General features: G+C 63.9%; 22 protein-coding genes. 1 reads left to right on the forward strand and 21 read right to left on the reverse strand.

Annotation, left to right across the window (positions count from 1 at the left end; translation table 11 throughout):
• Positions 1–283 precede the first annotated feature (283 nt).
• Both AB4Y31_RS09325 and hemE read right to left on the reverse strand, forming a co-directional pair.
• Positions 284–2,506 (reverse strand): primosomal protein N', encoded by a 2,223-nt coding sequence (locus AB4Y31_RS09325; protein ID WP_368673697.1) that lies wholly within the window; start codon positions 2,504–2,506, stop codon positions 284–286.
• 441 nt (positions 2,507–2,947) lie between these two features.
• Positions 2,948–4,054, reverse strand: a complete 1,107-nt coding sequence (gene hemE / locus AB4Y31_RS09330; protein WP_368673698.1) for a uroporphyrinogen decarboxylase — start codon at positions 4,052–4,054, stop codon at positions 2,948–2,950.
• Between the two features lie 345 nt (positions 4,055–4,399).
• On the opposite strand from hemE, the gene AB4Y31_RS09335 reads away from it, so the two are divergent.
• Positions 4,400–5,125 (forward strand): transporter substrate-binding domain-containing protein, encoded by a 726-nt coding sequence (locus AB4Y31_RS09335; protein WP_368674467.1) that lies wholly within the window; start codon positions 4,400–4,402, stop codon positions 5,123–5,125.
• Positions 5,126–5,770: 645 nt separating this feature from the next.
• Here AB4Y31_RS09335 and AB4Y31_RS09340 read toward each other — a convergent pair.
• The 19 genes from AB4Y31_RS09340 to AB4Y31_RS09430 all read right to left on the reverse strand — a co-directional run bounded on the left by AB4Y31_RS09340 (position 5,771) and on the right by AB4Y31_RS09430 (position 26,187).
• Complete coding sequence (locus AB4Y31_RS09340) at positions 5,771–7,501, reverse strand: AMP-binding protein (protein WP_368673699.1); 1,731 nt, start codon at positions 7,499–7,501, stop codon at positions 5,771–5,773.
• Positions 7,502–7,698: 197 nt separating this feature from the next.
• Positions 7,699–8,127 (reverse strand): F0F1 ATP synthase subunit epsilon, encoded by a 429-nt coding sequence (locus tag AB4Y31_RS09345; protein WP_018441382.1) that lies wholly within the window; start codon positions 8,125–8,127, stop codon positions 7,699–7,701.
• Between the two features lie 66 nt (positions 8,128–8,193).
• A complete protein-coding gene (gene atpD, locus AB4Y31_RS09350) occupies positions 8,194–9,588 on the reverse strand; it encodes a F0F1 ATP synthase subunit beta (protein ID WP_026229795.1) in 1,395 nt (464 codons plus the stop codon).
• 93 nt (positions 9,589–9,681) lie between these two features.
• Positions 9,682–10,557, reverse strand: a complete 876-nt coding sequence (gene atpG, locus AB4Y31_RS09355; RefSeq protein WP_026229794.1) for a F0F1 ATP synthase subunit gamma — start codon at positions 10,555–10,557, stop codon at positions 9,682–9,684.
• Between the two features lie 73 nt (positions 10,558–10,630).
• Complete coding sequence (atpA, locus tag AB4Y31_RS09360; RefSeq protein WP_018441379.1) at positions 10,631–12,172, reverse strand: F0F1 ATP synthase subunit alpha; 1,542 nt, start codon at positions 12,170–12,172, stop codon at positions 10,631–10,633.
• Positions 12,173–12,309: 137 nt separating this feature from the next.
• Positions 12,310–12,849 carry a F0F1 ATP synthase subunit delta gene (locus AB4Y31_RS09365; protein WP_368673700.1) on the reverse strand — a complete coding sequence of 180 codons (540 nt, stop codon included), beginning with the start codon at positions 12,847–12,849 and terminating at the stop codon, positions 12,310–12,312.
• A 2-nt stretch (positions 12,850–12,851) separates the two neighbouring features.
• Positions 12,852–13,322 (reverse strand): F0F1 ATP synthase subunit B, encoded by a 471-nt coding sequence (locus tag AB4Y31_RS09370; protein WP_018441377.1) that lies wholly within the window; start codon positions 13,320–13,322, stop codon positions 12,852–12,854.
• A gap of 140 nt (positions 13,323–13,462) precedes the next feature.
• Entirely contained in the window at positions 13,463–13,732 is a 270-nt protein-coding gene (atpE, locus tag AB4Y31_RS09375; protein WP_007180033.1) for a F0F1 ATP synthase subunit C, read from the reverse strand.
• Between the two features lie 74 nt (positions 13,733–13,806).
• Positions 13,807–14,655 carry a F0F1 ATP synthase subunit A gene (atpB, locus tag AB4Y31_RS09380; RefSeq protein WP_368673701.1) on the reverse strand — a complete coding sequence of 283 codons (849 nt, stop codon included), beginning with the start codon at positions 14,653–14,655 and terminating at the stop codon, positions 13,807–13,809.
• Between the two features lie 143 nt (positions 14,656–14,798).
• Positions 14,799–15,332 (reverse strand): ATP synthase subunit I, encoded by a 534-nt coding sequence (locus AB4Y31_RS09385; RefSeq protein WP_181321766.1) that lies wholly within the window; start codon positions 15,330–15,332, stop codon positions 14,799–14,801.
• Positions 15,333–15,547: 215 nt separating this feature from the next.
• Entirely contained in the window at positions 15,548–16,654 is a 1,107-nt protein-coding gene (locus tag AB4Y31_RS09390; RefSeq protein WP_026229793.1) for an SLC13 family permease, read from the reverse strand.
• A gap of 76 nt (positions 16,655–16,730) precedes the next feature.
• On the reverse strand, positions 16,731–17,621 hold the full coding sequence (locus tag AB4Y31_RS09395) for a ParB/RepB/Spo0J family partition protein (RefSeq protein ID WP_368673702.1): 891 nt from the start codon (positions 17,619–17,621) through the stop codon (positions 16,731–16,733).
• Positions 17,622–17,661: 40 nt separating this feature from the next.
• On the reverse strand, positions 17,662–18,432 hold the full coding sequence (locus AB4Y31_RS09400; protein WP_018441372.1) for a ParA family protein: 771 nt from the start codon (positions 18,430–18,432) through the stop codon (positions 17,662–17,664).
• Positions 18,433–18,505: 73 nt separating this feature from the next.
• Entirely contained in the window at positions 18,506–19,216 is a 711-nt protein-coding gene (rsmG, locus tag AB4Y31_RS09405) for a 16S rRNA (guanine(527)-N(7))-methyltransferase RsmG (RefSeq protein ID WP_368673703.1), read from the reverse strand.
• Complete coding sequence (mnmG, locus tag AB4Y31_RS09410) at positions 19,213–21,177, reverse strand: tRNA uridine-5-carboxymethylaminomethyl(34) synthesis enzyme MnmG (RefSeq protein ID WP_368673704.1); 1,965 nt, start codon at positions 21,175–21,177, stop codon at positions 19,213–19,215. Before mnmG ends, rsmG begins: the two co-directional genes overlap by 4 nt.
• Positions 21,178–21,409: 232 nt before the next feature.
• Positions 21,410–22,168, reverse strand: a complete 759-nt coding sequence (locus tag AB4Y31_RS09415) for an ABC transporter ATP-binding protein (protein WP_368673705.1) — start codon at positions 22,166–22,168, stop codon at positions 21,410–21,412.
• Between the two features lie 2 nt (positions 22,169–22,170).
• Entirely contained in the window at positions 22,171–23,964 is a 1,794-nt protein-coding gene (locus tag AB4Y31_RS09420; RefSeq protein WP_368673706.1) for an ATP-binding cassette domain-containing protein, read from the reverse strand.
• Positions 23,965–23,968: 4 nt separating this feature from the next.
• Positions 23,969–25,027, reverse strand: coding sequence for a branched-chain amino acid ABC transporter permease (locus tag AB4Y31_RS09425; protein WP_368673707.1), 1,059 nt, complete (start codon positions 25,025–25,027; stop codon positions 23,969–23,971).
• 2 nt (positions 25,028–25,029) lie between these two features.
• Complete coding sequence (locus tag AB4Y31_RS09430) at positions 25,030–26,187, reverse strand: ABC transporter substrate-binding protein (RefSeq protein WP_107150086.1); 1,158 nt, start codon at positions 26,185–26,187, stop codon at positions 25,030–25,032.
• Positions 26,188–26,284 lie beyond the last annotated feature (97 nt).

The following is a 26,284-nucleotide window of genomic DNA, read 5'->3' on the forward strand; positions in this document are numbered from 1 at the left end:
CACCGCGCGCCAAAAAGCGCGATAAAAGCAACACGCGAGGCTTACATGCTTTGCTGCCACGAAAGCCGGTCTTCGGCGCGATATTGTCGACAACTGCCGCAGCGGCGGCGGCCGGCCACTCCAGCCAGCGCGAGACGAGTCGCCTGCGGCCCGTCGAGCGGTACCTGCGGTTCCAACTACGCGATCGGGGTCCGCGCGCGCGCCCGCGCGGCGCGCAACCGCTTGCGATAACGCCCGGGCTCGGCGCGCAACGCTTTGTCCGGTTCGCCGGCCGGCCGGCGGATCAGATATCGAGCGGATCGACCTCGAGACTCCAGCGCAACGCGCCTTTCGTCGCACGCAGCGCCGGCTGCCACGCACGCAGCGTCGCGAGCAGCGCGGCACGCGATCCGCTTTCGACGAGCAACTGCGCGCGATGCACGTTCGCGACCTTGACGATCGTCATCGGGACAGGGTCGTAGACAGTGACACGGTCGGCCGTCCCGATTTCGGCGAGTGCGACGCAGGCCTGCTGCAAGAACGCGAGTGCCCCCTCGAGCGTGCGCGCTTCGGCGCGTAGCAGCGCCTGATAGACGAAAGGCGGCAGGCGCGCGTCGCGACGCTCGCCGAGCGTCGCGTCGGCGAAGCCCACGTAGTCGTGACGGGAAAGGGCCTGGTAAAGCGCATGGCGCGGGTACCGCGTTTGCACGAGCACCTCGCCGGGCAAGCCCGCGCGTCCGGCGCGCCCGCTGACCTGCATCAGCTGCGCAAAGAGCCGCTCGCCCGCTCGAAAGTCGTGCGAAAAAAGCGCCGCATCGGCATTGAGCACACCCACGAGCGAGACGCGCCTGAAGTCGTGTCCCTTCGCGATCATCTGCGTGCCGACGAGTATGTCGACCTCGCCCGCGTGAACGTCGGAAAATAGTGCCTGCGCGCTGCCCTTGCGACGCGTGCTGTCCGCGTCGATGCGCAAGACGCGCGCCCCCGGCACGAGCGCCGCGAGCGTCTCCTCGACGCGTTGCGTGCCCCGTCCGAGCGGCGCGAGATCGACGTTGCCGCAGTCGGGGCAGGCGCGCGGAATCCGCGTTTCCCAGCCGCAGTGATGGCAGCGCATGGCGCTCTCGGGCTTGTGCAGCACGACGTAGGCGCTGCAGCGCGGGCAGCCGGCCACCCAGCCGCAGGCGTCGCACGCGAGCACGGGCGCGTAGCCGCGCCGATTGAGAAAGACGAGGCTTTGCTCGCCGCGCTCGACTCGCGCCTTCAATGCGCCGACGAGCGGCCCGGAGAGCCCGTCGACGCTTGCCCTGCCGCGCCGGCGCTCGTCTTCGAGGTCGATCATCCGCACCGCCGGCAGCGCGGCGTCGGCCACGGCGCGGCGCGCGAGCGTGAGCCGGCGATAGCGGCCTTGCCCCGCATGCCACCAGCTTTCGAGCGACGGTGTCGCGGAGCCCAGCACCACCGGAATCGACAGCTGCTTCGCGCGCCAGACGGCGAGATCGCGGGCCGAGTAGCGTAGTCCTTCCTGCTGCTTGTAGGCGGGATCGTGCTCCTCGTCGACGACGACGAGCGCAAGCCGCGGCAGCGAAGCCAGCACCGCCAGGCGCGTGCCGAGCACGATGCGCGCGTGGCCTCGATGCGCCGCGAGCCAGCTGCGCGCTCGCTCGCCGTCGGCCATGCCGCTGTGCAGCGTCACGACCGACGCGGGTCCGTGCAGTGCCGCGAAGCGCGCGCGAAACGCGGCCTCGAACTGCGGCGTCAGATTGATCTCGGGAACGAGGACGAGTGCCTGGGCGTCGGGCCGTTCGGTGAAGAGCGCGTCGAGGGCATGCAAATAGACCTCGGTCTTGCCGCTTCCCGTCACACCGTGCAGCAGAAACGGCGCGAAACCGCGCGCGGCCCGGATCGTATCGTATGCCTGCGCCTGCTCGTCCGTCAGCACGGGGCGCTCGGCCGGCAACGCCGAGGCCGATGGCCTGTCGATCGTCTCGACCCATCCGCTTGAAACCCACTCGGTCAGCACCGACAGCGCCTTGGCATTGATCGCCCGGGCGTCGGCGGCATCGAGCGCCGCGCGCTCCGCAAGCGCCGCCGCCAGCCGCCGCAGCGCGCTCGCACGCGGCGGCAATGCGTCCGGCAGCGCGGTCCGTCCCTCGTCCGTCAGGCGAAAAGTCCGCGGCGGCTCTTCGAGCCGGCTCCAACGGGCCGGCTCGCGCAGCGCCTGCGGCAGCGCAGGCAATGCCACTTCTCCGGGTGAGCGCTGGTAGTAATCGGCGGCGAACGTGACGAGTTCGAGCCATTCGCCCGCGAGCGGAGCCACGGCATGGCAGACGGCGCGCACGTCGCGCAGCCGATCGGCCGGGACTTCGCTCGTCGCGGCGACCTCCCAGATGAGGCCGACGACTTGCCGCTTGCCGAATGGGACGCTCGCGAGCATTCCGGGCTCGGGAGCCAGCGCGGGATCGCAGCGATAATCGAAAAGCGTCGGCAGCGGGTGATCGAGCGCGATGCGGACGAAAACCTCGTTCATGCGATGCGCGCTCGCGGAAAAGACCAGCGCGGCGGCGATATGGACCCGAATATTGGCAAGTGCGACTTAAAGTAATACATGAGATTCGCCGCTAAGTTCACGATCTTGTTGAGAATTGCTCAGCGGGAGGCCGCTTCTGTGGATAACTTTGTTGACAAGTGCCGCGCCAAAAGCCATCGAACGGCGTCGCGACGGCCTTCCGTGGGCAACCGCACATTTCTGTCGTCGCCCGCAAACCCTTGTCGAACAAGGCCAACAGCGTTCCGCTACATCGTTTGAACGCCAGAGTCAACCGCCCTGAACTCTACCGCGCCGCAACGAAGGGAATGTGCATAAGTCAAGTCTTGACAATTGCCGAAGCGCCGGTCGGCGGCGCATTCGGGGTGGGTTAGCCCTTAGATCGCGAGCCCACGTCATTGCATTGCAACACTAAGTTCATCTTTAAGCAGGCTCGGCCGGCGCTTGTCCTGCCCGGACGGCGCGGCTCGCGCGGTGCACTTCGTCGACGAGCTCGGCGACATGATCGGGCGGCGTGAACTGCGAGATGCCATGACCGAGATTGAAGACGTGCCCCGGGTGATTGCCGAAGCGCTCGACGAGCGTGCGAGCTTCGCGGCGAATCGCCGCCGGCGGAGCGAACAGCACGGTCGGATCGAGGTTGCCCTGCAGCGCTACGCGGGAGCCGACTCGCTCCCGCGCATGGCCGAGGTCGACGGTCCAGTCGAGCCCGACCGCCTCGACACCCGTGGCGGCAATCGCTTCGAGCCATTGGCCGCCGCCCTTCGTGAACGCGATCAGCGGGATCCGCGCGCCGTCGTGCTCGCGCTTGACGCCGCGCGCGACCGCTTCGATGTAGCGAAGCGAAAATTGCTGAAAGACGCCGTCGGCCAGCGCCCCGCCCCAGGTATCGAAAATCATCGCGGCTTGGGCGCCCGCCTCGATTTGCGCATTGAGGTACGCGCTAACCGCTCGCGCGTTGACCTCGAGGATGCGATGCATGAGATCCGGCCGCGCATAGAGCATGGTCTTGACCGTGCGAAAGTCGGCCGAGCCGCCGCCTTCGACCATATAGCACGCCAGTGTCCACGGGCTGCCCGAAAAGCCGATCAGCGGCACGCGCTGCCTGCCCTGGCCGTCGGTGAGCGCGCGTCGGATCTCGCGAACTGCGTCGACGACGTAGCCGAGGGTCGCCTCGATATCGGGCACCTCGAGACGCGCAACGTCGGCTTCGCTGCGCACGGGCCGGGCAAACCGCGGCCCCTCGCCGGCCTCGAACGAAAGCCCGAGTCCCATGGCGTCGGGAATCGTCAGAATGTCCGAGAAGAGGATCGCGGCATCGAGCGGATAACGCGCAAGCGGCTGCAACGTCACCTCGGTCGCATAGTCCGGGTTCTTGGCAAGGCCGAGAAAGCTCCCCGCGCGCTCGCGAGTCGCGTTGTACTCGGGCAAGTAGCGGCCGGCCTGGCGCATGAGCCAGATCGGGGTGTAATCGGTCGGCTGGCGCAGCAGCGCACGCAGAAAAGTATCGTTGAGCAGAGTCGAGGCCACGGTTCGATGCAATGGGCGGCAAAGCGTTGCGAGCGGTCATTCTACCGGACCAGACAGCCCCGTCCGCGCGGCACGCCGTTTTGCTGAGCGGATCCTGTTACGATCGCGCGGAAATGCCGCAGCCTGTCGATTGAAGACAGGCGAACACAGGCCTTGTCTTGAACGGGAGCAACTTCGATGAAAAAGAACGTCCTCGCACGCCTTGCCGGCTTGGTATGCTTCCTCGCTTTGAGTTGCACCCACGGGGTTTTTGCTCAGTCGCAACCGGCTTCGGTTCCGAGCCACGTCGTGCCGGGTGGCAACGACGCCGCAGCCGCTTCCCATTCCGAAGGCCCCGTGCAAGCAATGCCCGTGGCGCCGGGCCCCGTTGAGGGACGACTCGATGCGATCATCGCGCGCGGCACGTTGCGCGTGTGCACCACGGGCGATTACAAACCGTTCTCGTTCCTCGCCGCCGACGGCAAGTTCGAAGGCATCGACATCGACATGGCGGAGTCGCTCGCGAAATCGCTCGGCGTGAAAACCGAATACGTCAAGACGACGTGGCCGAACCTGATGAGCGACTTCATCGCGAAGTGCGACATCGCCGCCGGCGGCGTCTCGACGACGCTCGAGCGCCAGAAGCGCGTGTTCTTTTCAGAGCCCTACATGGTCGATGGAAAAACGCCGATCGCCCGCTGCGCCGACGCAGACAAGTATCAGACGGTCGCGCAGATCGACGAGCCGGCGACGCGCGTCATCGTCAATCCGGGCGGCACCAACGAACGCTTCGCGAGGCAGTACCTTCCCCACGCGAGCCTCACCGTCTATCCCGACAACGTCACGATCTTCAAACAGATTCTGGCCGGCAAGGCCGATGTGATGGTGACCGACGCCTCGGAGACGCTGCTGCAGCAAAAGCTCAATCCAGGCCTTTGCGCGATCCATCCCGACAAGCCGTTCCAATATGGCGAGAAGGCCTACATGCTGCCGCGCGGCGATGTTGTCTATCAGCAGTACGTCGACCAGTGGTTGCACCTCGCCAGGGCAACGGGCGAATTTCAGACGATCTCCGACAAGTGGCTCAAATAATTCAAGGCCGCTTCGCGCACCGCACGGTGACTTCCTCGCGCCGCGGCGGCACGGTGTCTGAAGGGAACCCGTTTACATTTGGATTGCCGGCGAACACCGCCGACTCATCTCGATGCGAGCCGTTCTCGCTATTATTTCGAGTAGCAGTTGCATAGAACGGGAATATTCGCATTAAATGATTTCCGGTTTATTCGATTGCTTACATGCAATCGATTTCAAACAACTGTCGGATCGGAAACATTGACATTCCAGCAGATAAGAAACGGCAAAAAATCCCGCGAAGCCTTGTCCGGCGTGGCGTTACATCCTGAAACACTTTGTTACCGCGTCGTCGGGCTAATTCGCCCACAATGCCCCTCAACGGTTTCAACACAGATGTCGTTCATCGCCGAATTCGCAACACAATGAAGAGCATCAAAAAATCGGCGAGCAACAACGAATTCCTCTCTGGGAACATCTCTGTTGGAGCCGTTGCAGGTGCGATTGTCGTTGGTGTTATTGATCGGCACCTGTCAGTTCCTTCATTGGTCTCCTCGCGCTAACCCCGTAGCGTGTGGTTTTTAGCGGGCCGCTGGCCCGCTTTTTTTTTGCCCGGCGTTTGCTTGCTCGATGCGCTCCATGCGCACGTTGGCTTGACGGTAGACGTCAGCAGGTCTTCGGCATCGCGAGCTTGAGCTCTTCGATCATCCGCTCGCGCATCACGAACTTCTGGACCTTGCCCGTCACCGTCATCGGCATGTCGTCGACGAAGCGGATATAGCGCGGCACCTTGTAGTGCGCAATCTGGCCGCGGCAGTATTCGCGCACTTCGTCCTCGGTCATTCGCTCGCCAGGGCGAACGACGATCCAAGCGCAGACTTCCTCGCCGTACTTCGCGTCGGGTACGCCGAAGACTTGAACGCTTTGAATCTTCGGATGGCGGAACAGGAACTCCTCGATCTCGCGCGGATAAACGTTTTCGCCGCCCCGTATCAACATGTCCTTCAAGCGGCCGACGATGTTGCAGTAGCCTTCGGCGTCGATCGTCGCGAGATCGCCCGTGCGCATCCAGCCGTCGACGATCGATTCGCGCGTGCGTGACTCGTCGTCCCAGTAGCCCAACATGACGGAGTAGCCCTTCGTCCAGAGCTCGCCTGTCGCGCCGACCGGCAGAATCTGTCCCGTCTCGTCGACGACTTTCGCCTCGAGGTGCGGCTGGATGCGGCCGACCGTCGATGTCCGTTTTTCGAGCGGGTCGGTCGTCGAACTCTGGAACGACACGGGGCTCGTCTCGGTCATGCCATAGGCGATCGTGATCTCCGACAAATGCATACGCGCGACCACGCGTTTCATCGTCTCGATCGGACATGGCGAGCCCGCCATGATGCCTGTGCGCAGCGCGCCGAGATCGAACTTGTCGAAGTCGGGATGATCGAGCTCCGCGATGAACATCGTCGGTACGCCGTGCAAGGCGGTGCAACGCTCTTCCGAAACCGCCGCAAGTGTCGCGGCCGCATCGAACGCCTCACCCGGGAAGACCATTTGCGCGCCGACCGATACGCACGCGAGAACCGCGAGCACCATGCCGAAGCAGTGATAGAGCGGGACCGGGATGCAAAGCGAGTCGGCTTCCGTCAATCGCATGGCCATCGCGATATAGCGCGCATTGTTGACGACGTTGCGATGAGTGAGCGTCGCGCCTTTCGGATTGCCCGTCGTGCCGCTCGTGAACTGAATGTTGATGGGGTCGCGAGCGTCGAGCGATGCGGCCATCTCGTCGAGCGACACCGTCTCGAGCGCCATGCGCCCCATCTCGACGAGCTCGCTGAACGTCAGCATGCCCGGCGTTTCATGGTCGCACATGCGAATCACCGAGCGCAGATGTGGCAGGCGCGCCGCGTGCAGCTGCCCCGCCGAGGCATCCGCCAGCTCAGGGGCCAGCGCCTGCAACATTTCGAGGTACTTCGATGTCTTGAAGTGCTCGGCCGCAATGATGGCCGTGCATGCCGATTTATTCAGGGCGTATTCGAGTTCGGCGAGCCGGTAGGCGGGATTGATGTTGACGAGGATTGCCCCGATGCGAGCGGTCGCGAACTGCGTCATCAGCCACTCGACCCGATTGGGCGACCAGATGCCCACGCGGTCTCCGCGGACGATCCCGAGCGACGCCAGGCCCGCGGCGAGCACATCGACTTCGTCGGCGAACTCGCGCCATGTCCAGCGAATGCCTTGCTCGCGGAACACGACAGCAGGCCGATCCGGAAAACGTCGGACGGTATCGAGCAGAAACTCGCCGATCGTCGCTTCGGAGAGCGGCGTGTCGGTCGAGCCGCGCACGTAGGAAAGCCCGTCTTGAGGCGCGATGATCGCGCCACTATCGGAATTCGGTGTAGCCATCGGCGTCCCCTCTCTCCTTGTCGCGAATTCATGCCGCGGTTCTCGCAGCCTTCAAGACCACGAACGTCCGGGAAGATTCTGCCATCGGCGCCAGGCCCCCGCATCGAGGGTAACCCGCAGGCGAGCCCACCAAAAGAAAATGCCGTTCGGCGAGTTGGCCGAACGGCATCGTAGCCGACCTTGCGTCGGTTCGTCGGTCAGTGCTGCGTCGTCCGCATCTTGCGCAAGCGCTGAATGGCCGCGAGCTGCGCGACCGCATAGGCGAGCTCGGCTTGCGCCGTCGCATACTCGAGGTTCGAGCCGGAGTTTTGCAGCGCCTCTTCGGCTCGCTTGCGCGCCTGGTCCGCCTTCGCCTCGTCGAGATCCTTGCCGCGAATCGCCGTGTCGGCAAGCACCGTCACCGCGCCGGGCTGCACTTCGAGAATGCCGCCCGCCACGAACACGAACTCCTCGTCGCCATTCTCAGCCTCGATGCGCACGGCACCGGGGCGAATCCGCGTGATGAGCGGCGTGTGCCCCGGCAGAATGCCGAGCTCACCCGCCTCGCCCGGGAGGGCGACGAACTTCGCCTGGCCCGAAAAGATCTGCTCTTCGGCGCTGACGACGTCTACTTTGATCGTTGCCATATCGACTCCATGTCGGCCTGAAGAGGCGCGTCAGCGCCTCACTCAGATCCCCATTACACCCGACCCTTACTGGATCTTCTTGGCCTTTTCGAAGGCTTCGTCGATCGTGCCGACCATGTAGAACGCCTGCTCGGGCAGATGATCGCACTCGCCGTCGACGATCATCTTGAAGCCGCGGATCGTCTCCTTGAGCGGCACGTACTTGCCCGGCGCGCCCGTGAACACCTCGGCGACGTGGAACGGCTGCGACAGGAAACGCTGGATCTTTCGCGCACGCGCGACCGACAGCTTGTCCTCGGGCGAAAGCTCGTCCATGCCGAGAATCGCGATGATGTCGCGCAGCTCCTTGTAGCGCTGCAGCGTTTGCTGCACGCGGCGCGTCGTCGTGTAGTGCTCTTCGCCGATCACGTTCGGGTCGATCTGGCGCGAGGTCGAATCGAGCGGATCGACGGCCGGATAAATACCGAGCGAGGCGATGTCGCGCGAAAGCACGACGGTCGCGTCGAGGTGGCCGAACGTCGTGGCCGGCGACGGGTCCGTCAAGTCGTCCGCGGGCACGTAGACGGCTTGCACCGACGTGATCGAGCCCGTCTTCGTCGACGTGATGCGTTCCTGCAGCTTGCCCATTTCCTCGGCGAGCGTCGGCTGATAGCCCACCGCCGACGGCATCCGGCCGAGCAGTGCCGACACTTCGGTACCGGCCAGCGTGAAACGGTAGATGTTGTCGACGAAGAAGAGCACGTCGCGACCCTCATCACGGAAATGCTCGGCCATCGTCAGACCCGTCAGCGCCACGCGCAGACGGTTGCCCGGCGGCTCGTTCATCTGGCCGTAGACGAGGGCCACCTTGTCGAGCACGTTCGAGTCCTTCATTTCGTGGTAGAAGTCGTTCCCTTCACGGGTACGCTCGCCCACGCCGGCGAACACGGAGTAGCCGCCGTGCTCCTTCGCGATGTTGTTGATGAGCTCCATCATGTTGACGGTCTTGCCGACGCCGGCGCCGCCGAAGAGACCCACCTTGCCGCCCTTCGCGAACGGGCAGATCAAGTCGATGACCTTGATGCCCGTCTCGAGCAGCTCCGTCGACGGCGAAAGCTCGTCGAACTGCGGCGCCTTCTGGTGGATCGAGCGGATGTTCTCGCTCTCGATCGCACCCGCTTCGTCGATCGGACGGCCCAGCACATCCATGATGCGGCCGAGCGTCGGCTTGCCGACCGGCACGCTGATCGGCTTGCCCGTATTCTTGACGGTCACGCCGCGGCGCAGGCCTTCGGCCGCACCGAGACAAATCGTGCGCACGACGCCGTCGCCGAGCTGCTGTTGCACCTCGAGCGTCAAATCCGTCCCCTCGAGAACGAGGGCGTCGTAGACCTTCGGCATCTGCTCGCGCGGAAACTCCACGTCGATCACGGCGCCGATGCACTGTACGATCTTGCCTTCCACCAAAGCAGTTGTACTCATCGCTTTTCCTTTAGATACTCAATTCTTCACTCGCGCAAAGGCGCTGTCTCGAGCTGGCGTCGTCCGTGACGACGGCTCATCGCGAGAGCCGCGTCACACCGCGGCGGCGCCGCCGACGATCTCCGACAATTCCTTCGTGATCGCGGCCTGGCGGCTCTTGTTGTACGACAGCTGCAGCTCGCTGATCACGGTCTTCGCGTTGTCCGACGCGGCCTTCATCGCCACCATGCGCGCCGACTGCTCGGACGCCATGTTCTCCGCGACGGCCTGGTAGACGAGCGCCTCGACATAGCGGACGAGCAACTCGTCGACGACGGTCTGCGCATCCGGCTCGTAGATGTAGTCCCAGGTCGAGCGCGGCGTCGACTCGTCGCCTTCGAAATGCTCGGCCGACAACGGCAGCAGCTGCTCGAGCACGGGCTCCTGCTTCATCGTATTGATGAAGCGCGTGTACGCGAGGTACACGGCCGAGAGCTTGCCTTCCGAGTAGAGGTCGAGCTGCACCTTCACGGCGCCGATCAGCTTTTCGAGGTGCGGCGTGTCTCCGAGCTGCACGACGTGCGACACGACCTTCGCCCCGAAGCGGTTCAGAAAGCCGAAGCCCTTGCCGCCGATAGCCGTGGCCTCGATCTTCTGGCCCTTCTGCTCGAGCTCCTTGAACTTTTGCACGGAGGCGCGCAGCACGTTCGTGTTGAGGCCACCGCACAGCCCCTTGTCCGTCGTGACGAGGATGAGGCCGGCCGCCTTCGCGCCCTCGTTCGGCACCATGAACGGGTGACGATACTCGGGGTTCGCGCGGCTCATGTGCGCAGCGATGTCGCGGACCTTCTCGGCGTATGGGCGGGCGGCGCGCATGCGCTCCTGCGCGCGGCGCATCTTCGATGCGGCCACCATCTCCATCGCTTTCGTGATCTTGCGCGTGTTCTGCACGCTCTTGATCTTGCCGCGGATTTCCTTCATTCCAGCCATTGCTTGCTCCCTGATCGAAGCCGCGCGCCGCCGGTAACAGCCGGCGCACGACTCGGGTCATTTGCCTCGCTGATCAATAAGCACCCGACTTCTTGAAGTCCTTCAGCGCGGCATGGAGCGCGCCCTCGTCGTCCTTCGACAAGTCCTTCGCGTCTTCGATGCGCTTGATGAGCTCGGCATGGCTCGTCTTCAGGTACTCACGCAGACCTTTCTCGAACGCCAGCACATCCTTCACATCGAGGTCGTCGAGGTAGCCGTTGTTCGCGGCGAAGAGCGCGACGGCGAGTTCCCACACTTGCAGCGGCTGATATTGCGGCTGCTTGAGCAGCTCCGTCACGCGGCGGCCGCGCTCGAGCTGCTTGCGGGTGGCTTCGTCGAGATCGGACGCGAACTGGGCGAACGCGGCGAGCTCGCGATACTGCGCGAGGTCGGTACGGATACCGCCCGAAAGCTTCTTGATGACCTTGGTCTGCGCGGCACCGCCGACGCGCGACACCGAGATACCCGCGTTGATCGCGGGACGGATGCCGGCGTTGAAGAGGTCCGTTTCCAGGAAGATCTGACCGTCCGTGATCGAGATCACGTTCGTCGGCACGAACGCGGTCACGTCGCCCGCTTGCGTTTCGATGACGGGCAGTGCCGTCAGCGAGCCGCTCTTGCCCTTGATTTCGCCGTTCGTGAACTTCTCGACGTACTCTTCCGAGACGCGCGCGGCGCGCTCGAGCAGACGCGAGTGCAGATAGAAGACGTCGCCCGGATACGCTTCGCGGCCCGGCGGACGGCGCAGCAGCAGCGAGATCTGACGATAGGCCCAAGCCTGCTTCGTCAAGTCGTCATAGATGATGAGCGCGTCCTGGCCGCGATCGCGGAAGTACTCGCCCATCGTGCAGCCGGCGTACGGCGCCAGGTACTGCATGGCCGCCGATTCCGAAGCCGATGCCGCGACGACGATCGTGTAATCGAGCGCGCCCGTCTCTTCGAGCTTGCGCACGACGTTCATGATCGACGATGCCTTCTGGCCGATCGCGACATAGATACAGATGAGGTCCTTGCCCTTCTGATTGATGATCGCGTCGATGGCGACGGCCGTCTTGCCGGTCTGGCGGTCGCCGATGATGAGCTCACGCTGGCCGCGGCCGATCGGCACCATCGAGTCGATCGATTTCAGGCCCGTCTGCACGGGCTGCGACACCGACTTACGCCAGATCACGCCCGGGGCAATCTTCTCGATCGCGTCGGTGAGCTTGGCGTTGATCGGGCCCTTGCCGTCGATCGGGTTACCGAGCGCGTCGACGACGCGGCCGATCAATTCGGGACCGACCGGCACTTCGAGAATGCGGCCCGTCGTCTTGACGATGTCGCCTTCCGTGATGTGCTCGTATTCGCCGAGAATCACGGCGCCGACGGAGTCGCGTTCGAGGTTCAGCGCGAGACCGAACGTGTTGCCCGGGAATTCGAGCATTTCGCCTTGCATCACGTCCGACAGACCGTGGATGCGCACGATACCGTCGGTCACGGAGATCACGGTGCCTTGGTTGCGAACGTCGGCGCTCGCTTCAAGACCCTGGATCCGGCTCTTGATCAGCTCGCTGATCTCAGAGGGATTGAGTTGCATTATTCGCTCCTGATGTTCAATTCTGTTGCATGCCGGGCGCGTCTATCTTGCGTCGCCTGTTCCGCCTGTGTTCGTCTGTCGCGGCAGGGCCGCCGCCGCTTGTGCCGTTCGTCGCCGCTCATGGGCGTCGAGCGCCGTCAAACGGTCAGCGCAACCTGCATGCGTGCAAGCCGCGCGCGCACCGAGCCGTCGAGCACTTCGTCGCCGACGGTCACACGCACGCCCCCGATCAGCGACGCGTCGACCTCGACTGTGGGCTTCAGCTTACGCTTGAATTTGCGTTCCAGACTCGCGACGAGCGCGGCGAGCGGCTCGCCTTCGAGCGGAAATGCGCTGACGATCAGCGCGTCCGCCGCGCCTTCGCGAGCGTTTTTCAATTCTTCGAACTGCACGTCGATTTCGGGCAGCAGCGAGAGCCGATGGTTATCGACGAGCATCCGCACGAAATTCCTGACCTCGGGCGCATCCTTTTGCGACGACTTCACCGCGGCGAGCAACAGGTCGACGACTTGCTCGCGCGTCACCTTCGGGCTCGTGGCGACCGACAGCACTTCGGGCAGACGCGCAACCTGTGCCAGCTCCTGCAGGAGAGCGGACCAGGCGGCGACGTCGCCGCGCTCGGCGACATCGAAGAGCGCTTCCGCGTACGGGCGAGCGATGGTTGCAAGTTCGGCCATGATCAGAGCTCGGTCTTCAGTTGATTGAGCAATTCGGCATGGGCCGCCTGATCGATCTCGCGCTTCAGGATTTGCTCGGCACCTTTGACGGCCAGCGCGGCGACTTCGGCGCGCAACGCTTCACGAGCCTTGACGACTTGCTGCTCGGCATCGGCTTTCGCCTGCGCGACGATGCGGGCCGCCTCGGCCTGCGCGTTGGCCTTGATCTCGTCGGCCACGGCGAGCGCGCGCTTCTCGGCGTCGGCGATGCGCTGCTGGCCTTCGTTGCGCGCGGAGGCAAGCTCCTGGTCGACGCGCTTGTGCGCGGCTTCGAGCTCCGTCTTGCCCTTTTCGGCCGCCGCGAGGCCGTCTGCGATCTTCTTCGCGCGCTCGTCGAGCGCGTTGACCAGCGGCGGCCACACGAACTTCATCGTGAACCACGCGAGGATCAGGAAGACGACCATTTGCGCAAACAGGGTTGCGTTCAGATTCACGGTGTTTCCTCAAATGTTGCTGATACGGAAAGTGAAACGGTAAGGCGCTCATCGATATCGCGATCGATCAGCGCCTCTCATCCCGTTTCGCCCCTGCGCCGCGCTCACAATCGACGCGGCACAAACTCCCCCCGGAAACGTCAGCCCGCGAGCTTCGAGAGCAGCGGGTTCGCGAACGCAAACAGCATTGCCACACCGACGCCGATCAGGAACGCCGCGTCGATCAGACCAGCGAGCAGGAACATCTTGGTCTGGAGCGGGTTCATCAGTTCCGGCTGACGGGCGCAGGCTTCGATGTACTTGCCGCCCATGAGGCCGATACCGATACAGGCGCCGATTGCACCCAGGCCGATGATGATGCCGATACCGATGGCGGTCAGACCTTGGATGTTGGCGATGAAAGCTTGCATGATCACTCCTTTGTAAAAGACTTTTTAGAACTGGATTTAGGGAAACGAAAAGAATCCGCTTTGCACGCCTTCGCTTAGTGCTTGTCGTGCGCCTGGCCGATATACACGAGCGTCAGCATCATGAAGATGAACGCTTGCAGCAAGACGATCAGGATGTGGAAGATCGCCCAGACGCTGCCCGCGATCACGTGTCCGACGAAGCCGAGCACGCTGGTGTCGGCGCCGAACGTCCAGAGGCTGCCGAGCAACGCAATGAGCAGGAAGAGCAGCTCGCCCGCGTACATGTTGCCGAAGAGCCGCAGCGCCAGCGAAACCGTCTTGGCGACGTATTCGATGATGTTCAGCGCGAGGTTAGGAATCCAGAGCAGCGGATGTCCGCCGAACGGTGCGGAGAGCAGCTCATGGGCGAATCCGCCGGGACCCTTGATCTTGAAGTTGTAGTAGAGCATCAGCACGAATACGCCGAGCGCGATGCCGAAGGTGCCGTTGAGGTCCGCCGTCGGCACGATGCGATGATGCGAGATCACGTTCGACAAGCCGAGCCAGCCGATGATGCGCCCGGGCAGATCGACGGGAATGAAGTCGAGCGAGTTCATCAGCGCGACCCAGATGAAGACGGTCAGCGCGAGCGGCGCGATGAAGGTGCGGTTGCCGTGGATGATCGACTTCGACTGGTCCTCGACCATCTCGACGAGCATCTCGACCGCGCATTGAAAGCGCCCCGGCACGCCCGGCGTCGCCTTGCGCGCCGCGAGCCGCAGCAAGACGATCGTGACGAGACCGCAGACGATCGACCAGAAAAGCGTGTCGAGATTCCAGACATGGAAGTCGATGATCGACGTCTGATGTCCGGTGGACAGGTTCTGCAAGTGGTGCGCAATGTACTCGGACGGATCCAAGTGCGTGCCTTCGTTCGCTGCCATATCGTTAATGCCACCCAAATTGTCGAAAATCTTTCGGGGCGGAGCGCCGGCACAGGCCGACCCCGCTGGAGAGGCCGGCCTCGCGCTCGCTCGGGAGCGGCGACGGCCGACGTCAACCTGCCTTCAATCCTTCCAGTACCGCTTCAATGCCAGGCGAGCGCGATCCAGTACGTCTTCAGCGCGATGAGATAGGTGACGATGAGCGGAAGCCACCGCACGTCGTGGTACCACAAGCCGATCGCGACGAACATCGCAACCGTCACCCCCATCTTCAGCGCTTCGCCGATCATCCAAGTGAGGATCGATGCGGACGCGCCTGCCTTCTTGAGACGTGCCGCGAACAACGCGCTCGGCACCCAACAAACCGCCCCACCCAGGAACGCCGACAGCGCAGCAGCGCCCGGCGGCTCGTAAAACAGCCACCAACACAACGTCGCGACCAGGGACAAAACCATTTGCGCCATCACGACCTTGAACGGCGTGACGCGCGATGGACGGCTCACGGTCGGGCCGAACAACTTCTCGGCTTCGGCCCGCGTGAGCGGAACGGTATTTATGTCTTGCTGCTCGGCATCCCACGCATCGTCGAAAGTTCGAGCATGACCGACGTTCGCGGTGGTGGGCGCGGTGTCGGGCGAGCGTGTCTCCTGCCTCTTTTTCGGCTGTTGATCCGCCATCGCCGTCATCCTGCAAAGACCCTTTCCTACCCGCCGCTTACATCGCGCGCACGGACTCTTCCGTCACGCCGCCTTTCGCCGTGCTTACGGGGTGCCTAGCTGATAAATCCGGGGGATTGTAAGCGATAGTTGCAGGCGATTCAAGACTTTAGCCGCGACGAAAATGAGCCGGAAAGCGTCCTTTCGACGGGGGCCGCGCAGCTGTCGATCGGCTTTCAACGCAGGGTCAGCAACCACGCGCCGAGTGCCCCGCCGATGACCCAGAACGGGATCGAGACGAGATGGAATCCAAGCCAGATCCCACGCTCACGGGCGAGCCTCACGGCGATCAGATTCGCGAGCGATCCGATGGCAATGCCGAAACCGCCGACGCTCACACCGAACGCGAGCGCTCGCCAATCCTTGGTGAACTCGGCCAGCATGATCGCCGCGGGGACGTTGCTGATGCCCTGGGAAAGCACGGCCGCCGAGAGATAGGCCGAAAGCGGCTTGCCGAGCTCGAACGTCGCGATCGTCTCGCGTATCGGCGGCAGCGCCGCAACGCTGCGCAGCACGATGAACATGAGCACGAAAACGAGGAGCAGCACCCAGTCGATCTTCAGCACGGCATCGCGCCGCCAGACGAGAAAGCCGAGCGCGATGCCGGCAAGGCCGATGCCCGGATGGTGCGAATCGGCGAGCAGCACGAACGCGACGAAGAGCAGCGCCGCCGTTGCCGCATAGGCGCGGTCGACGCGCTCGGTCGGCGCATCGCGCGAGAGGTCGAGCGGCCGGCCCGCGAAGGTGCACGCCGCAAGGCCGTACAGCATCGCCATCAATACGGCGCAAAGCGGAGCGAGCGCAAGCACGAAGCGTCCGAACGAAACGCCGCTCGTCTGCCAGAGAAACAGGTTCTGCGGGTTGCCGAGCGGTGTCAGGATCGAGCCCGCGTTGACGGAGAGCGCCGCGAAGATCGTGAGCCGCTTGATGGGCAATGGGGTCAGGCGGTTCAGCGACAGCACAAGCGGCACGACGACGAAGAGCGCGACATCGTTCGTGACGAGCATCGACAGCACGGCGGCGAGCCCGATCAGCAAGAACGCGAGCGCGCGTTCCGAATGCACGCGATGCACGACGCGATGCGCGAGCCACATCAGGAAGCCCGACAGCTCGACCGCTTTCGTCAATATCAAGAGCCCCGCGAGCGTCGTGACGGTCGGCCAGTCGACGAGGTGCGGCAATTCGCCCCATGCTTGTGGATGCCGCCATTGCAATGCGGCGAGCGCGACGACGAGCACGGACAGGATCGGCTCCTTCGCCACGAATGAAATGCATTGCCGCATGCGAAGCGGCCAGCTCGCGCGGGCGGGCCGCGCCTTCTCGGCTGCCGTCATGATCGAGGGCGACGTGCGCCGCGGCTCACGCCGCGGGCCCGCCGCGCAACCGCGCGAGGATCCCCTCGAGCGCGTCGAGATCGCCGAAATCGATCTGGAGCTGGCCTCGCCCGCGGCGGCCGAGCTTGATCTTCACGGAAGCCGCGAGCAGATCGGAAAGCTCCTCTTCGAGGCGCCGCGTGTCGCGCCCGCCGTCATGATGGTTGACGCGCGCCTTCACGGCCGGCTCCGCCTTCGTCGTCGCCGCAACGAGGCGCTCGGTCTCGCGCACCGACATCCCCTTGTTCACGACCTGGTTTGCGAGCGTGATTTGCGAAGCGGCATCCACGGCGAGCAGCGCGCGCGCGTGTCCCATGTCGAGATCGCCGGCGAGCAGCATGGTCTGCACGGGCGCCGCAAGGTTGAGCAGGCGCAGCAGATTCGAGACGGCGCTGCGCGAGCGCCCGACCGATTCAGCGGCCTGCTCGTGCGTGAACTGGAACTCGTCGAGCAGCCGCTGGATGCCCTGGGCCTCTTCGAGCGGATTCAAGTCCTCGCGCTGAATGTTCTCGATCAGCGCCATCGCGGCGGCGGCCTGGTCGGGCACGTCCTTGACGAGCACCGGCACTTCCTCGAGGCCCGCGAGATGCGCCGCGCGAAAGCGCCGCTCCCCCGCGATGATTTCGTACTTCTCGGCCGATACCGGGCGAACGAGTATCGGCTGCATCAAGCCTTGCGCACGGATGCTCGCGGCGAGCTCCTGCAAGCTGCCTTCATCCATGCGCGTGCGCGGCTGATACTTGCCGGCCTGCAGCCTCGTGAGCGGCAGCACGTTCGGCGCCCCTTCGCTTTTGACGGCGGCCGTGATATCGGTGCTGCCACCGAGCAGCGCCTCGAGGCCGCGTCCCAATCCCTTCTTCTTCGCTACCGCATTCATGCTTTCCTCGCGTTTCCGCTTTTTCGTCTCGCGCGGCGCGTCAGAGCGCGCGCACGCGTTCAATCATCTCCGCGCCGAACTGCACATAGGCTTGCGCACCGCGCGACGCCCTGTCGAACACGACGCCCGGCAAGCCGTAGCTCGGCGCCTCCGCAAGCCGCACGTTGCGTGGAATCACCGCGTCGAACACCTTGTCGCCGAAGTGCTCCTTGAGCTGGTCGGAAACCTGTTGCTGCAGCGTGATGCGAGGATCGAACATCACGCGCAAAAGGCCGATGATCTTCAGATCGCGATTGAGATTCGCATGCACCTGCTTGATGGTGTTGACGAGGTCCGAGAGCCCTTCGAGCGCAAAGTACTCGCACTGCATCGGGATGACGACGCCGTGCGCCGCGCAGAGTCCGTTCAGCGTCAAAAGCGAAAGCGCGGGCGGGCAGTCGATCAGAATGAAGTCGTAGTCGCTCGCGACGTGTGCGATCGCTTCCTTCAATTGTCGCTCGCGGTTTTCCACGTCGACGAGCTCGATCTCCGCACCCGCGAGTTCGCGGTTCGCCGGCAGAACGTCGTAACCGACCGCGTCCGGCTTCTTGCGCGCATCGGCGACAGAGACACCGTCGACGAGCACTTCATAAACGGTGTTTTCGCACTCGGCCTTGTTGATGCCGCTACCCATCGTCGCATTGCCCTGCGGATCGAGATCGATCAGCAGAACGCGCTGCTCCTGCGATACGAGACTCGCGGCGAGGTTGACCGCCGTCGTCGTCTTGCCCACACCGCCCTTCTGATTCGCGACGCAGAAGATTTTTGCCATCGTTTTCCTGGATCCTCGGAGCTACTTCCGTTCTTCACCGCGCTTCTCTGCCGTGAGCCCTTGCCGCATGCCGCTAGCGCGAGCCGATCGGCTCGCCCTGTTCGATCATCACCTCGACCAGATGCCGCTCCGCGTCGAGCGACGGCACCGCCAATCGGATGACCTGCACCGCGCGTGCATCGATCGGCAGGCGCGAAATCTCCGCATCGGGGCGCACGCCTTTCATCGCCCAGATCGATCCTCGCGCGCTGACCAAGTGCCGCGAAAGTGTAACGAAATCGGCGAGCTCTGCGAATGCGCGCGAGACGATGGCGTCGAATTTTCCCGACACTTCGATGCCGGCACGCAGCGTTTCGACGCGCCCTGTCACCACCGAAACGTTGGCCAGCTTCAATTCGGCTTTGGCCTGCGCCTGAAAAGCCGTCTTTTTCTGCACGATGTCGTTGAGCGTGATCGCCCGCTCGGGAAACGCGATGGCCAGCACGATCCCGGGCAGCCCGCCACCGGATCCGACATCGAGAATCGTCGCCCCCTCGCGCGCGGCGAGATGCGGCACGATCGAAAGCGAATCGAGAATGTGCTGGACGAGCATCTGGCGCGGGTCGCGAATCGCCGTCAGGTTATAGACGGTGTTCCACTTCGCGAGCAACGCCACGTAATCGAGGAGCCGCTCCACCTGCTCGTCGCTCAGAGCGATGCCGAGCGCGACCGCCCCGCCCCGCAACAGTTCATCGAGCGTATTTCGGTCGATCGCTTGCCGCGAATTCGGACGCGGCGCCGTCATTGCGCAACCGAAGCGGCGTCCGCGCCATGATCGTCGTTCGTGAGAGGCGCGGCGCGCCGACCGAGCCCTTTCTTCAGATGAACCATCAGCAGGGAGATCGTCGCCGGTGTGATGCCCGAAATGCGCGATGCCTGCCCGATCGTTTCAGGACGGAACTGATTGAGCTTTTGCCGCGCTTCGAAAGACAGTCCACGCACCGCCATGTAGTCGATGCCCTCCGGCAGGCGCGTGTTCTCGTTGGCCTCGTTGCGCTCGATCTCGTCGGCCTGACGCTCGATGTAGCCTTGGTACTTCACGCCGATTTCAATCTGCTCCTTGATCTGAGCCAGCAATACCGGGTCCTCCGCAAGCGGCTCGGCCGGTCCACACTCGCCGCCGCGCAGGCCACAGATTCCGTCATACGTCACGCCGGGGCGACGCAACAGATCGGCAAGACTGTATTCGTGATCGATCGGCTTGCCGAGCAACGCCGTCGCCTCCTCGGCAGAGAGGGTCTTCGGGTTCACCCACGTCGCCCGCAGGCGCTCTGTTTCACGTGAAACAGCGTCGCGCTTGCGAGAAAACGCATCCCAGCGGGCATCATCGACGACGCCAAGCTCGCGCCCGATCTCCGTCAGCCGCATGTCGGCGTTGTCCTCACGGAGGCTGAGACGGTACTCGGCGCGGCTCGTGAACATACGATACGGCTCCGAAACGCCGCGCGTCACGAGATCGTCGACGAGCACACCGAGGTAGGCTTGGTCGCGCCGTGGGGACCACGGTGCCTTGTCGAGCACGAAGCAACCCGCGTTGATGCCAGCGAGCAAACCTTGCGCGGCAGCCTCCTCGTAGCCGGTCGTGCCGTTGATCTGCCCCGCAAAGAAGAGCCCTTTGATCGCCTTCGTCTCCAACGAGGCCTTCAGCGCACGGGGATCGAAGTAGTCGTACTCGATCGCATAGCCAGGACGCAGGATGTGTGCATTCTCGAGTCCGCGCATGGAGTGCACGAGCGCGAGCTGGACGTCGAACGGCAGGCTCGTCGAGATCCCGTTCGGGTAGAACTCGTTCGTCGTCAGTCCTTCGGGCTCGAGGAAAATCTGGTGCGAGGTCTTTGACGCGAAACGGTGAATCTTGTCCTCGATCGACGGGCAGTAGCGCGGCCCCACCCCTTCGATGACGCCCGTATACATCGGCGACCGGTCGAGTCCGCCGCGGATGATGTCGTGCGTCGCCTCGTTCGTATGCGTCACCCAGCACGGCAATTGGCGCGGATGCTGCTCAACGCGGCCAAGGAACGAAAATACCGGGATCGGATCGAGGTCGCCCGGTTGCTCTTCGAGCTTCGAAAAATCGATCGAGCGACCGTCGATCCGCGGCGGCGTACCCGTCTTCAGCCGACCTTGCGGCAGCTTCAGTTCCTTCAAGCGCGCCGACAGCGAAACGGCGGCCGGATCGCCGGCGCGGCCCCCCGTATAGTTGTTGAGGCCGACGTGAATCTTTCCGTCGAGGAATGTGCCAGCCGTCAGCACGACGGCGCGCGAGCGAAAACGGATGCCAACCTGCGTCACGGCACCGACGACGCGGTCGCCTTCGACCATCAAATCCTCGACGGCCTGTTGGAACAGCCAAAGATTCGGCTGGTTTTCGAGCCGATGACGAATCGCCTTCTTATAGAGCACGCGATCCGCTTGTGCGCGCGTGGCGCGGACTGCGGGCCCTTTCGACGAATTGAGAATTCGGAACTGGATGCCGGCCTCGTCCGTTGCGGCTGCCATCGCACCGCCCAGCGCATCGACTTCCTTGACCAAGTGGCCCTTGCCGATACCGCCGATCGACGGGTTGCAGCTCATTTGTCCGAGCGTTTCGATATTGTGTGTCAGCAGCAGCGTCTTCGCGCCCATGCGCGCCGAGGCCAAAGCGGCCTCCGTGCCGGCGTGGCCACCGCCGACGACGATGACGTCAAATTCTGTGGGATAAAGCATTGCGGATCCCGCGACGAGAACACGCGCGGGCCTGTCGAGAAAGGATATGCGCGAAATTATAGCGGGTTCGTCGGAGGAGCCGTGTTCTACGTTAAACAGCTAACGGAGGTTTCACGTGAAACATCGGCTTCCACTGGCAAAGCGGGTCGCTGCGTGATACAGGGCATGAGCGTGTGGCGGCACGATCGGACAGGCGCGCGCACGCCGTTCGGCGCCGCGCGAGCTACGGACCTCACACTGTCTTCTTTGCAAGCCCGAGATATGTCTCGACTACCCGAGGGTTATGCGAGAGCGCGTCGGCGTTGCCCGACAGCGCGACTTCCCCCGTTTCCAGCACGTAGCCGTAGTCGGAAATCTGCAACGCCGCGCGCGCGTTCTGTTCGATGAGGAGTATCGCCACGCCCGTCCGCCGCAACGCGCTGATGATATGGAAAATCTCTTTGACGATGAGCGGCGCCAACCCGAGGCTCGGCTCGTCGAGCATCAGGAGGTCGGGCTTGCCCATCAGCGCGCGCCCGAGCGCGAGCATTTGCCGCTCCCCGCCCGACAGCGTCGCGGCAGCTTGCTTCCGGCGCTCGGCGAGGCGCGGGAACAGCTCCAGGACAGTGTCGAGCTGATCGAGGAAATTGCGGTCGCCGGCGCGCTTGCGGCGATAGGCGCCCAGCACCAGGTTGTCCTCGACTGTCATCGACGCGAACAATTCACGTTTTTCTGGTACCAGGCACATCCCACGTGCCACACGCTTCTCGATGGGCAGTGCGGCGATGTCCTCGCCGCCGTACCGGATATGCCCGACCGCAAGCCCCGCCGGCGGTAGCGCGCCCATGACCGCATTGAGTAGCGTGGATTTGCCCGCGCCGTTCGGCCCGATCACGCTGACGATCTGGCCACGGCGGACTTCGAGCGAGACGCCGTGCAGCGCATCGACCTTCCCATAGCGCACGGAGAGTTCCGATGCGGCGAGAATCGGCGTTGTCGCGGTTTCCTGCATGGCTACTCCACTCCACCGAGATAGGCTTCGAGCACGGCCGGGTCATTCTGAACCTCCCGCGGCAAACCGTGCGCGATGCGCGTGCCGAACTCCATGACGACGACTCTATCGGCCAGGTTCATGACGAAATCCATATCGTGCTCGACGAGCAAAATGCTCATACCCTCGGCCTTGAGCCTGCGCAGCAACTCGCCAAGCCGCTGCTTTTCCTGGTACCGAAGCCCCGCGGCGGGTTCGTCGAGCAGCAGCAACACCGGGTCGCAGCAAAGCGCACGGGCGATCTCGAGGATTCGCTGCTGTCCGAGCGCCAGACTGCCCGCTTCGTCGTAGATATGCTGCTCGAGTCCGACGCGCCGGATCTGGCTGGCGGCTTCGGCCAGCAAGCGGCCCTCCTCGGCCGCGTTCAGCCGAGCGACACTGCGCGAGATCGCAGTCGATCCGCGCAGGTGGGCGCCGAGTGCGACGTTCTCGAGCACCGTCATCCCGGGCACCAGCTTGACATGCTGAAACGTGCGGGCGATCCCGCGCCGCACGATTTCACGTGAACGAAGCGTGTCGATGCGCTCGCCGGCGAAGCGGATCGTGCCGCTCGTCGCGCGCAGGACGCCCGTCACGAGATTGAACGTCGTCGACTTGCCCGCACCGTTGGGTCCGATCAGCGCAACGATTTCGCCCGCCGCGACTTCGAAGCTGACGTCGTTGACGGCGATGAGACCCCCGAACGTTTTGCGGACCCTGTCGACAACGAGCAAGGCCTCGCCCGTCGGCGGTTTTGTGCGCTGCGGCAAAGCCGGCGCGGACGCCGGAGCGCGAGCCGACGGATCGCGCGGTAACCAACGCGCGACGAACGGCCAAACGCCCTGCCTCGCATATTGCAGAAGCACAACCATGAGCACGCCGAAGACGATGATCTCGAAATTGCCGCTCTGGCCCAGCAGCGTCGGCAACACGCTCTGCAGGTAGTCCTGCAGGACGGTGAGAATCGCCGCGCCGAGAATCGCACCCCAAACATGGGCGACGCCTCCCACGACGGCCATGAATAGATATTCGATTCCGTGATTAAGGCCGAATGGCGTCGGATTGACGGCTCGCTGCAGGTGCGCGTAGAGGAAGCCGGAAATGGCGGCGAGCACGGCCGAATAGACGAAGATGACGATGCGCATCCATACCGTATCGACGCCCATCGCCTCCGCCATGACGCTGGCGCCGCGCAGCGCGCGAATGGCGCGACCGGGCCGGCTGTCGAGCAGGTTCTGCACGGAGACGACCGACACGAGCGCCACGGCCCAGATCAGGTAGTAGATGCCGCGGCCCGACGCAAGCGAGAGGCCGAAGAGGGACAGTGCCGGGATGCCGTTGATGCCGTCGTACTTGCCGAGCCAGTCTACATTGCCAAAGATGTAATAGAGCGACAGGCCCCAGGCGATGGTGCCGAGCGGCAGAAAATGCCCGGAAAGGCGCATCGTCACGCCGCCGATGACGAGGGCGATGGCAGCCGTCAGCAGGATACCGGCGATGAGCGCGAGCCACGGCGAGAGGGCAAAATTCGTCGTCAGGTAGGCCGTGGCGTAGGCGCCGATACCCACGAACGCGGCCTGCCCGAAGCTCGTCATGCCGCCGATGCCCGTCAGCAGGACGAGACCAATGGCGACGATCGAGTAGAGCCCGATGTAGTTGAAAAGCGTGATCCAGTACTCCGGGACGCGCACGGGCGCCGGCAGAACGGGCAGCAGAAAAACGACGACGAGAAAAAGCCAGAACGGCTTCTTGAGCGATGGGAGACGGTTCGCGCTCAACGCTTCACTCCTCCTCCTCTTCTTCCACGCGGGGCCGCGTAAGGCTGAGCCACAGCAGCACCGGGATGATCAGCGTGAAGACGATGATCTCCTTGTAGGCGCTCGCCCAGAACGACGAATACGATTCGAGCAGACCGACGAGCAGCGACCCCGTTGCAGCCAGCGGATAGCTCACGAGCCCTCCGATGATCGCGCCGACAAAGCCTTTCAAGCCGATCAGAAAGCCGGAGTCGTAGTAGATCGTCGTCAGCGGCGCGACGAGCACGCCCGAGAGTGCGCCAAGCCCGGCCGCGAGCGTGAAGGCGAGCCGCCCGGCCTGCGCCGTCCCGATGCCGACGAGCCGCGCGCCGAGGCGGTTGATCGACGTCGCACGCAGTGCCTTGCCCGAAATCGACCGGTCGAAATAGACGTAAAGCGCGACGATGAGCACCAGCGCGGTCACGACGACCCACAGGCTCTGCGCGGCCACCGAGAGATTGCCGACGTTGAACGACGCATCGGAAAACGGCGTCGTGCGCGAGCCCTCGGCGCCGAACATGAGCAGCCCGAGACCGACCATCGCAAAATGAACGGCCACCGCGACGATCAAGAGCAACAGCGTCGTCGCCTCGGCGATAGGCTCGTAAGCCAGCCGATAAATGAATGGCCCCATCGGCACGATGATGACAAGTGTCAACACGACCTGGACGATCATCGGCAGCGCGAGCGCGGCCAGATGCGCCGTCAACGCGTAGACCGCGAGCGGAAAGAACAGATAGCGGCCGGCGCTGAACGCAAGCGTCCGCGGCCAATGCCGACGCCGCTCGGGCCGCCGCATCATGCCAATCGTCTCGACGACGAAGCAGGCCACCCCGAGCGCGATCAACAGCAGTGCCGTCGGCGGCGCCTTGTTCGCTTGCAGCATCGCGAGCGTCAGCGCGCCATAGGAGACGAACTCGCCTTGCGGAATGAAGATGACGCGCGTGACCGAGAAGACGAGCACGAGCGCGAGCGCGAGCAGCGCGTAGATGGCGCCCGTCGTGATGCCGTCTTGCGCGAGAATGGCCGCGATCGATAAATCCATGCTTACTCGCCGATGACCTTCCATTTGCCGTCGACGATCTGCACGTAGACGCGCGCGCGTTTGTCGAGGCCGTTATGATCGGTGGGCGTGATCGTCATGATTCCGTGCGAGACGGGCAGATCCTTCAGATTTTCGAGCGCGCCGCGCAGCGCCGTGCGGAACGCTTCGGTGCCCGGCTGCGCCGTCTGCAACGCGACAGGAATCGCCTTTTGCAGCATCTGGCCCGCGTCCCAGGCATGGCCGCCGAACGTGACGACCGAGCCCTTGCCGTACTTCGCTTCATACGCCGTCTCGTACGCGAGCGCGGACTTCTTGACGGGATTCGAGTCGGGGAGCTGATCGGCGACGAGAATCGGACCGGCCGGCAGAATCTCGCCGTCGCAATCCTTGCCGCATACGCGCAGGAAGTCGTTGTTCGCGACGCCGTGCGTCTGATACACCTTGCCCTTGTAGCCCCGCTCTTTCAGCTCTTTCGCCGGCAACGCGGCGGGTGTGCCCGACGCCGCGATCAGCACCGCGTCGGGGCGCGCGGCGACGAGCTTCAGCACCTGTCCCGTCGTCGACGTATCGGTGCGGTTGTATTTCTCGTCGTCGACGACCTTCAGTCCATGCGCGCTAGCGGCATGCTTGAACTCCGCGAGCCAGCTCTGGCCGTAGCCGTCGGCAAAGCCGATGAAGCCGACCGTCTTCACACCCGCTTTCGCCATGTGCTCGGCAATCGCATCAGCCATCAGACTGTCGTTTTGCGGCGTCTTGAAAACCCACTTGCGCTTGTCGTCCATCGGCTCGACGATTTTCGCGGACGCGGCAAGCGAGATCATCGGCGTCTTGGCTGGCGCGACGACATCGATCATTGCGAGCGAGTTCGGCGTGACAGTCGAGCCGATAATCGCATCGACATGGTCTTCGTCGACGAGCTTGTGCGTATCCTGCACGGCCTTCGTCGTATCGGTCGCATCGTCGAGCACGATGTAATCGACGCGCTTGCCGCCGATCTCTTTCGGCAACAGTTCGATCGTGTTCTTTTCAGGGATGCCGAGCGAAGCGGCGGGCCCTGTCGTCGAGAGCACCACACCGATCTTCACTTGAGCGAACGCTGCGCCGGCGCCGCAAATCAAAGCGAGCGCTAAGCCGCCGCGTACCCATCGTTTTACCGTCATTCTCCATTCTCCAGATGCTTTTTTGCGAGCGTTAAACGTAGCCGGCCGGCATGCCGGCCGATTTATTTCGGATTCCGAACGAAAGATCGTATCGTGA

Origin of the sequence: Trinickia sp. EG282A (assembly GCF_040965455.1) — a bacterium.
Taxonomy (GTDB): Bacteria; Pseudomonadota; Gammaproteobacteria; order Burkholderiales; family Burkholderiaceae; genus Trinickia; species Trinickia symbiotica.

Excerpts from the sequence above, each read along its gene's own strand:
- atpD (WP_026229795.1), bottom strand. The coding sequence starts at position 9,588 with ATGAGTACAACTGCTTTGGTGGAAGGCAAGATCGTACAGTGCATCGGC.
- AB4Y31_RS09425 (WP_368673707.1), bottom strand. The coding sequence starts at position 25,027 with ATGGATTTATCGATCGCGGCCATTCTCGCGCAAGACGGCATCACGACG.
- mnmG (WP_368673704.1), bottom strand. The coding sequence starts at position 21,177 with ATGCTTTATCCCACAGAATTTGACGTCATCGTCGTCGGCGGTGGCCAC.
- AB4Y31_RS09365 (WP_368673700.1), bottom strand. The coding sequence starts at position 12,849 with ATGGCCGAACTTGCAACCATCGCTCGCCCGTACGCGGAAGCGCTCTTC.
- atpB (WP_368673701.1), bottom strand. The coding sequence starts at position 14,655 with ATGGCAGCGAACGAAGGCACGCACTTGGATCCGTCCGAGTACATTGCG.
- rsmG (WP_368673703.1), bottom strand. The coding sequence starts at position 19,216 with ATGACGGCGCCGCGTCCGAATTCGCGGCAAGCGATCGACCGAAATACG.
- AB4Y31_RS09340 (WP_368673699.1), bottom strand. The coding sequence starts at position 7,501 with ATGGCTACACCGAATTCCGATAGTGGCGCGATCATCGCGCCTCAAGAC.
- AB4Y31_RS09400 (WP_018441372.1), bottom strand. The coding sequence starts at position 18,432 with ATGGCAAAAATCTTCTGCGTCGCGAATCAGAAGGGCGGTGTGGGCAAG.
- AB4Y31_RS09335 (WP_368674467.1), top strand. The coding sequence starts at position 4,400 with ATGCCCGTGGCGCCGGGCCCCGTTGAGGGACGACTCGATGCGATCATC.
- atpG (WP_026229794.1), bottom strand. The coding sequence starts at position 10,557 with ATGGCTGGAATGAAGGAAATCCGCGGCAAGATCAAGAGCGTGCAGAAC.
- AB4Y31_RS09345 (WP_018441382.1), bottom strand. The coding sequence starts at position 8,127 with ATGGCAACGATCAAAGTAGACGTCGTCAGCGCCGAAGAGCAGATCTTT.
- atpE (WP_007180033.1), bottom strand. The coding sequence starts at position 13,732 with ATGCAAGCTTTCATCGCCAACATCCAAGGTCTGACCGCCATCGGTATC.
- AB4Y31_RS09325 (WP_368673697.1), bottom strand. The coding sequence starts at position 2,506 with ATGAACGAGGTTTTCGTCCGCATCGCGCTCGATCACCCGCTGCCGACG.
- AB4Y31_RS09385 (WP_181321766.1), bottom strand. The coding sequence starts at position 15,332 with ATGGCGGATCAACAGCCGAAAAAGAGGCAGGAGACACGCTCGCCCGAC.
- AB4Y31_RS09415 (WP_368673705.1), bottom strand. The coding sequence starts at position 22,168 with ATGCAGGAAACCGCGACAACGCCGATTCTCGCCGCATCGGAACTCTCC.
- AB4Y31_RS09430 (WP_107150086.1), bottom strand. The coding sequence starts at position 26,187 with ATGACGGTAAAACGATGGGTACGCGGCGGCTTAGCGCTCGCTTTGATT.
- atpA (WP_018441379.1), bottom strand. The coding sequence starts at position 12,172 with ATGCAACTCAATCCCTCTGAGATCAGCGAGCTGATCAAGAGCCGGATC.
- AB4Y31_RS09395 (WP_368673702.1), bottom strand. The coding sequence starts at position 17,621 with ATGAATGCGGTAGCGAAGAAGAAGGGATTGGGACGCGGCCTCGAGGCG.
- AB4Y31_RS09390 (WP_026229793.1), bottom strand. The coding sequence starts at position 16,654 with ATGCGGCAATGCATTTCATTCGTGGCGAAGGAGCCGATCCTGTCCGTG.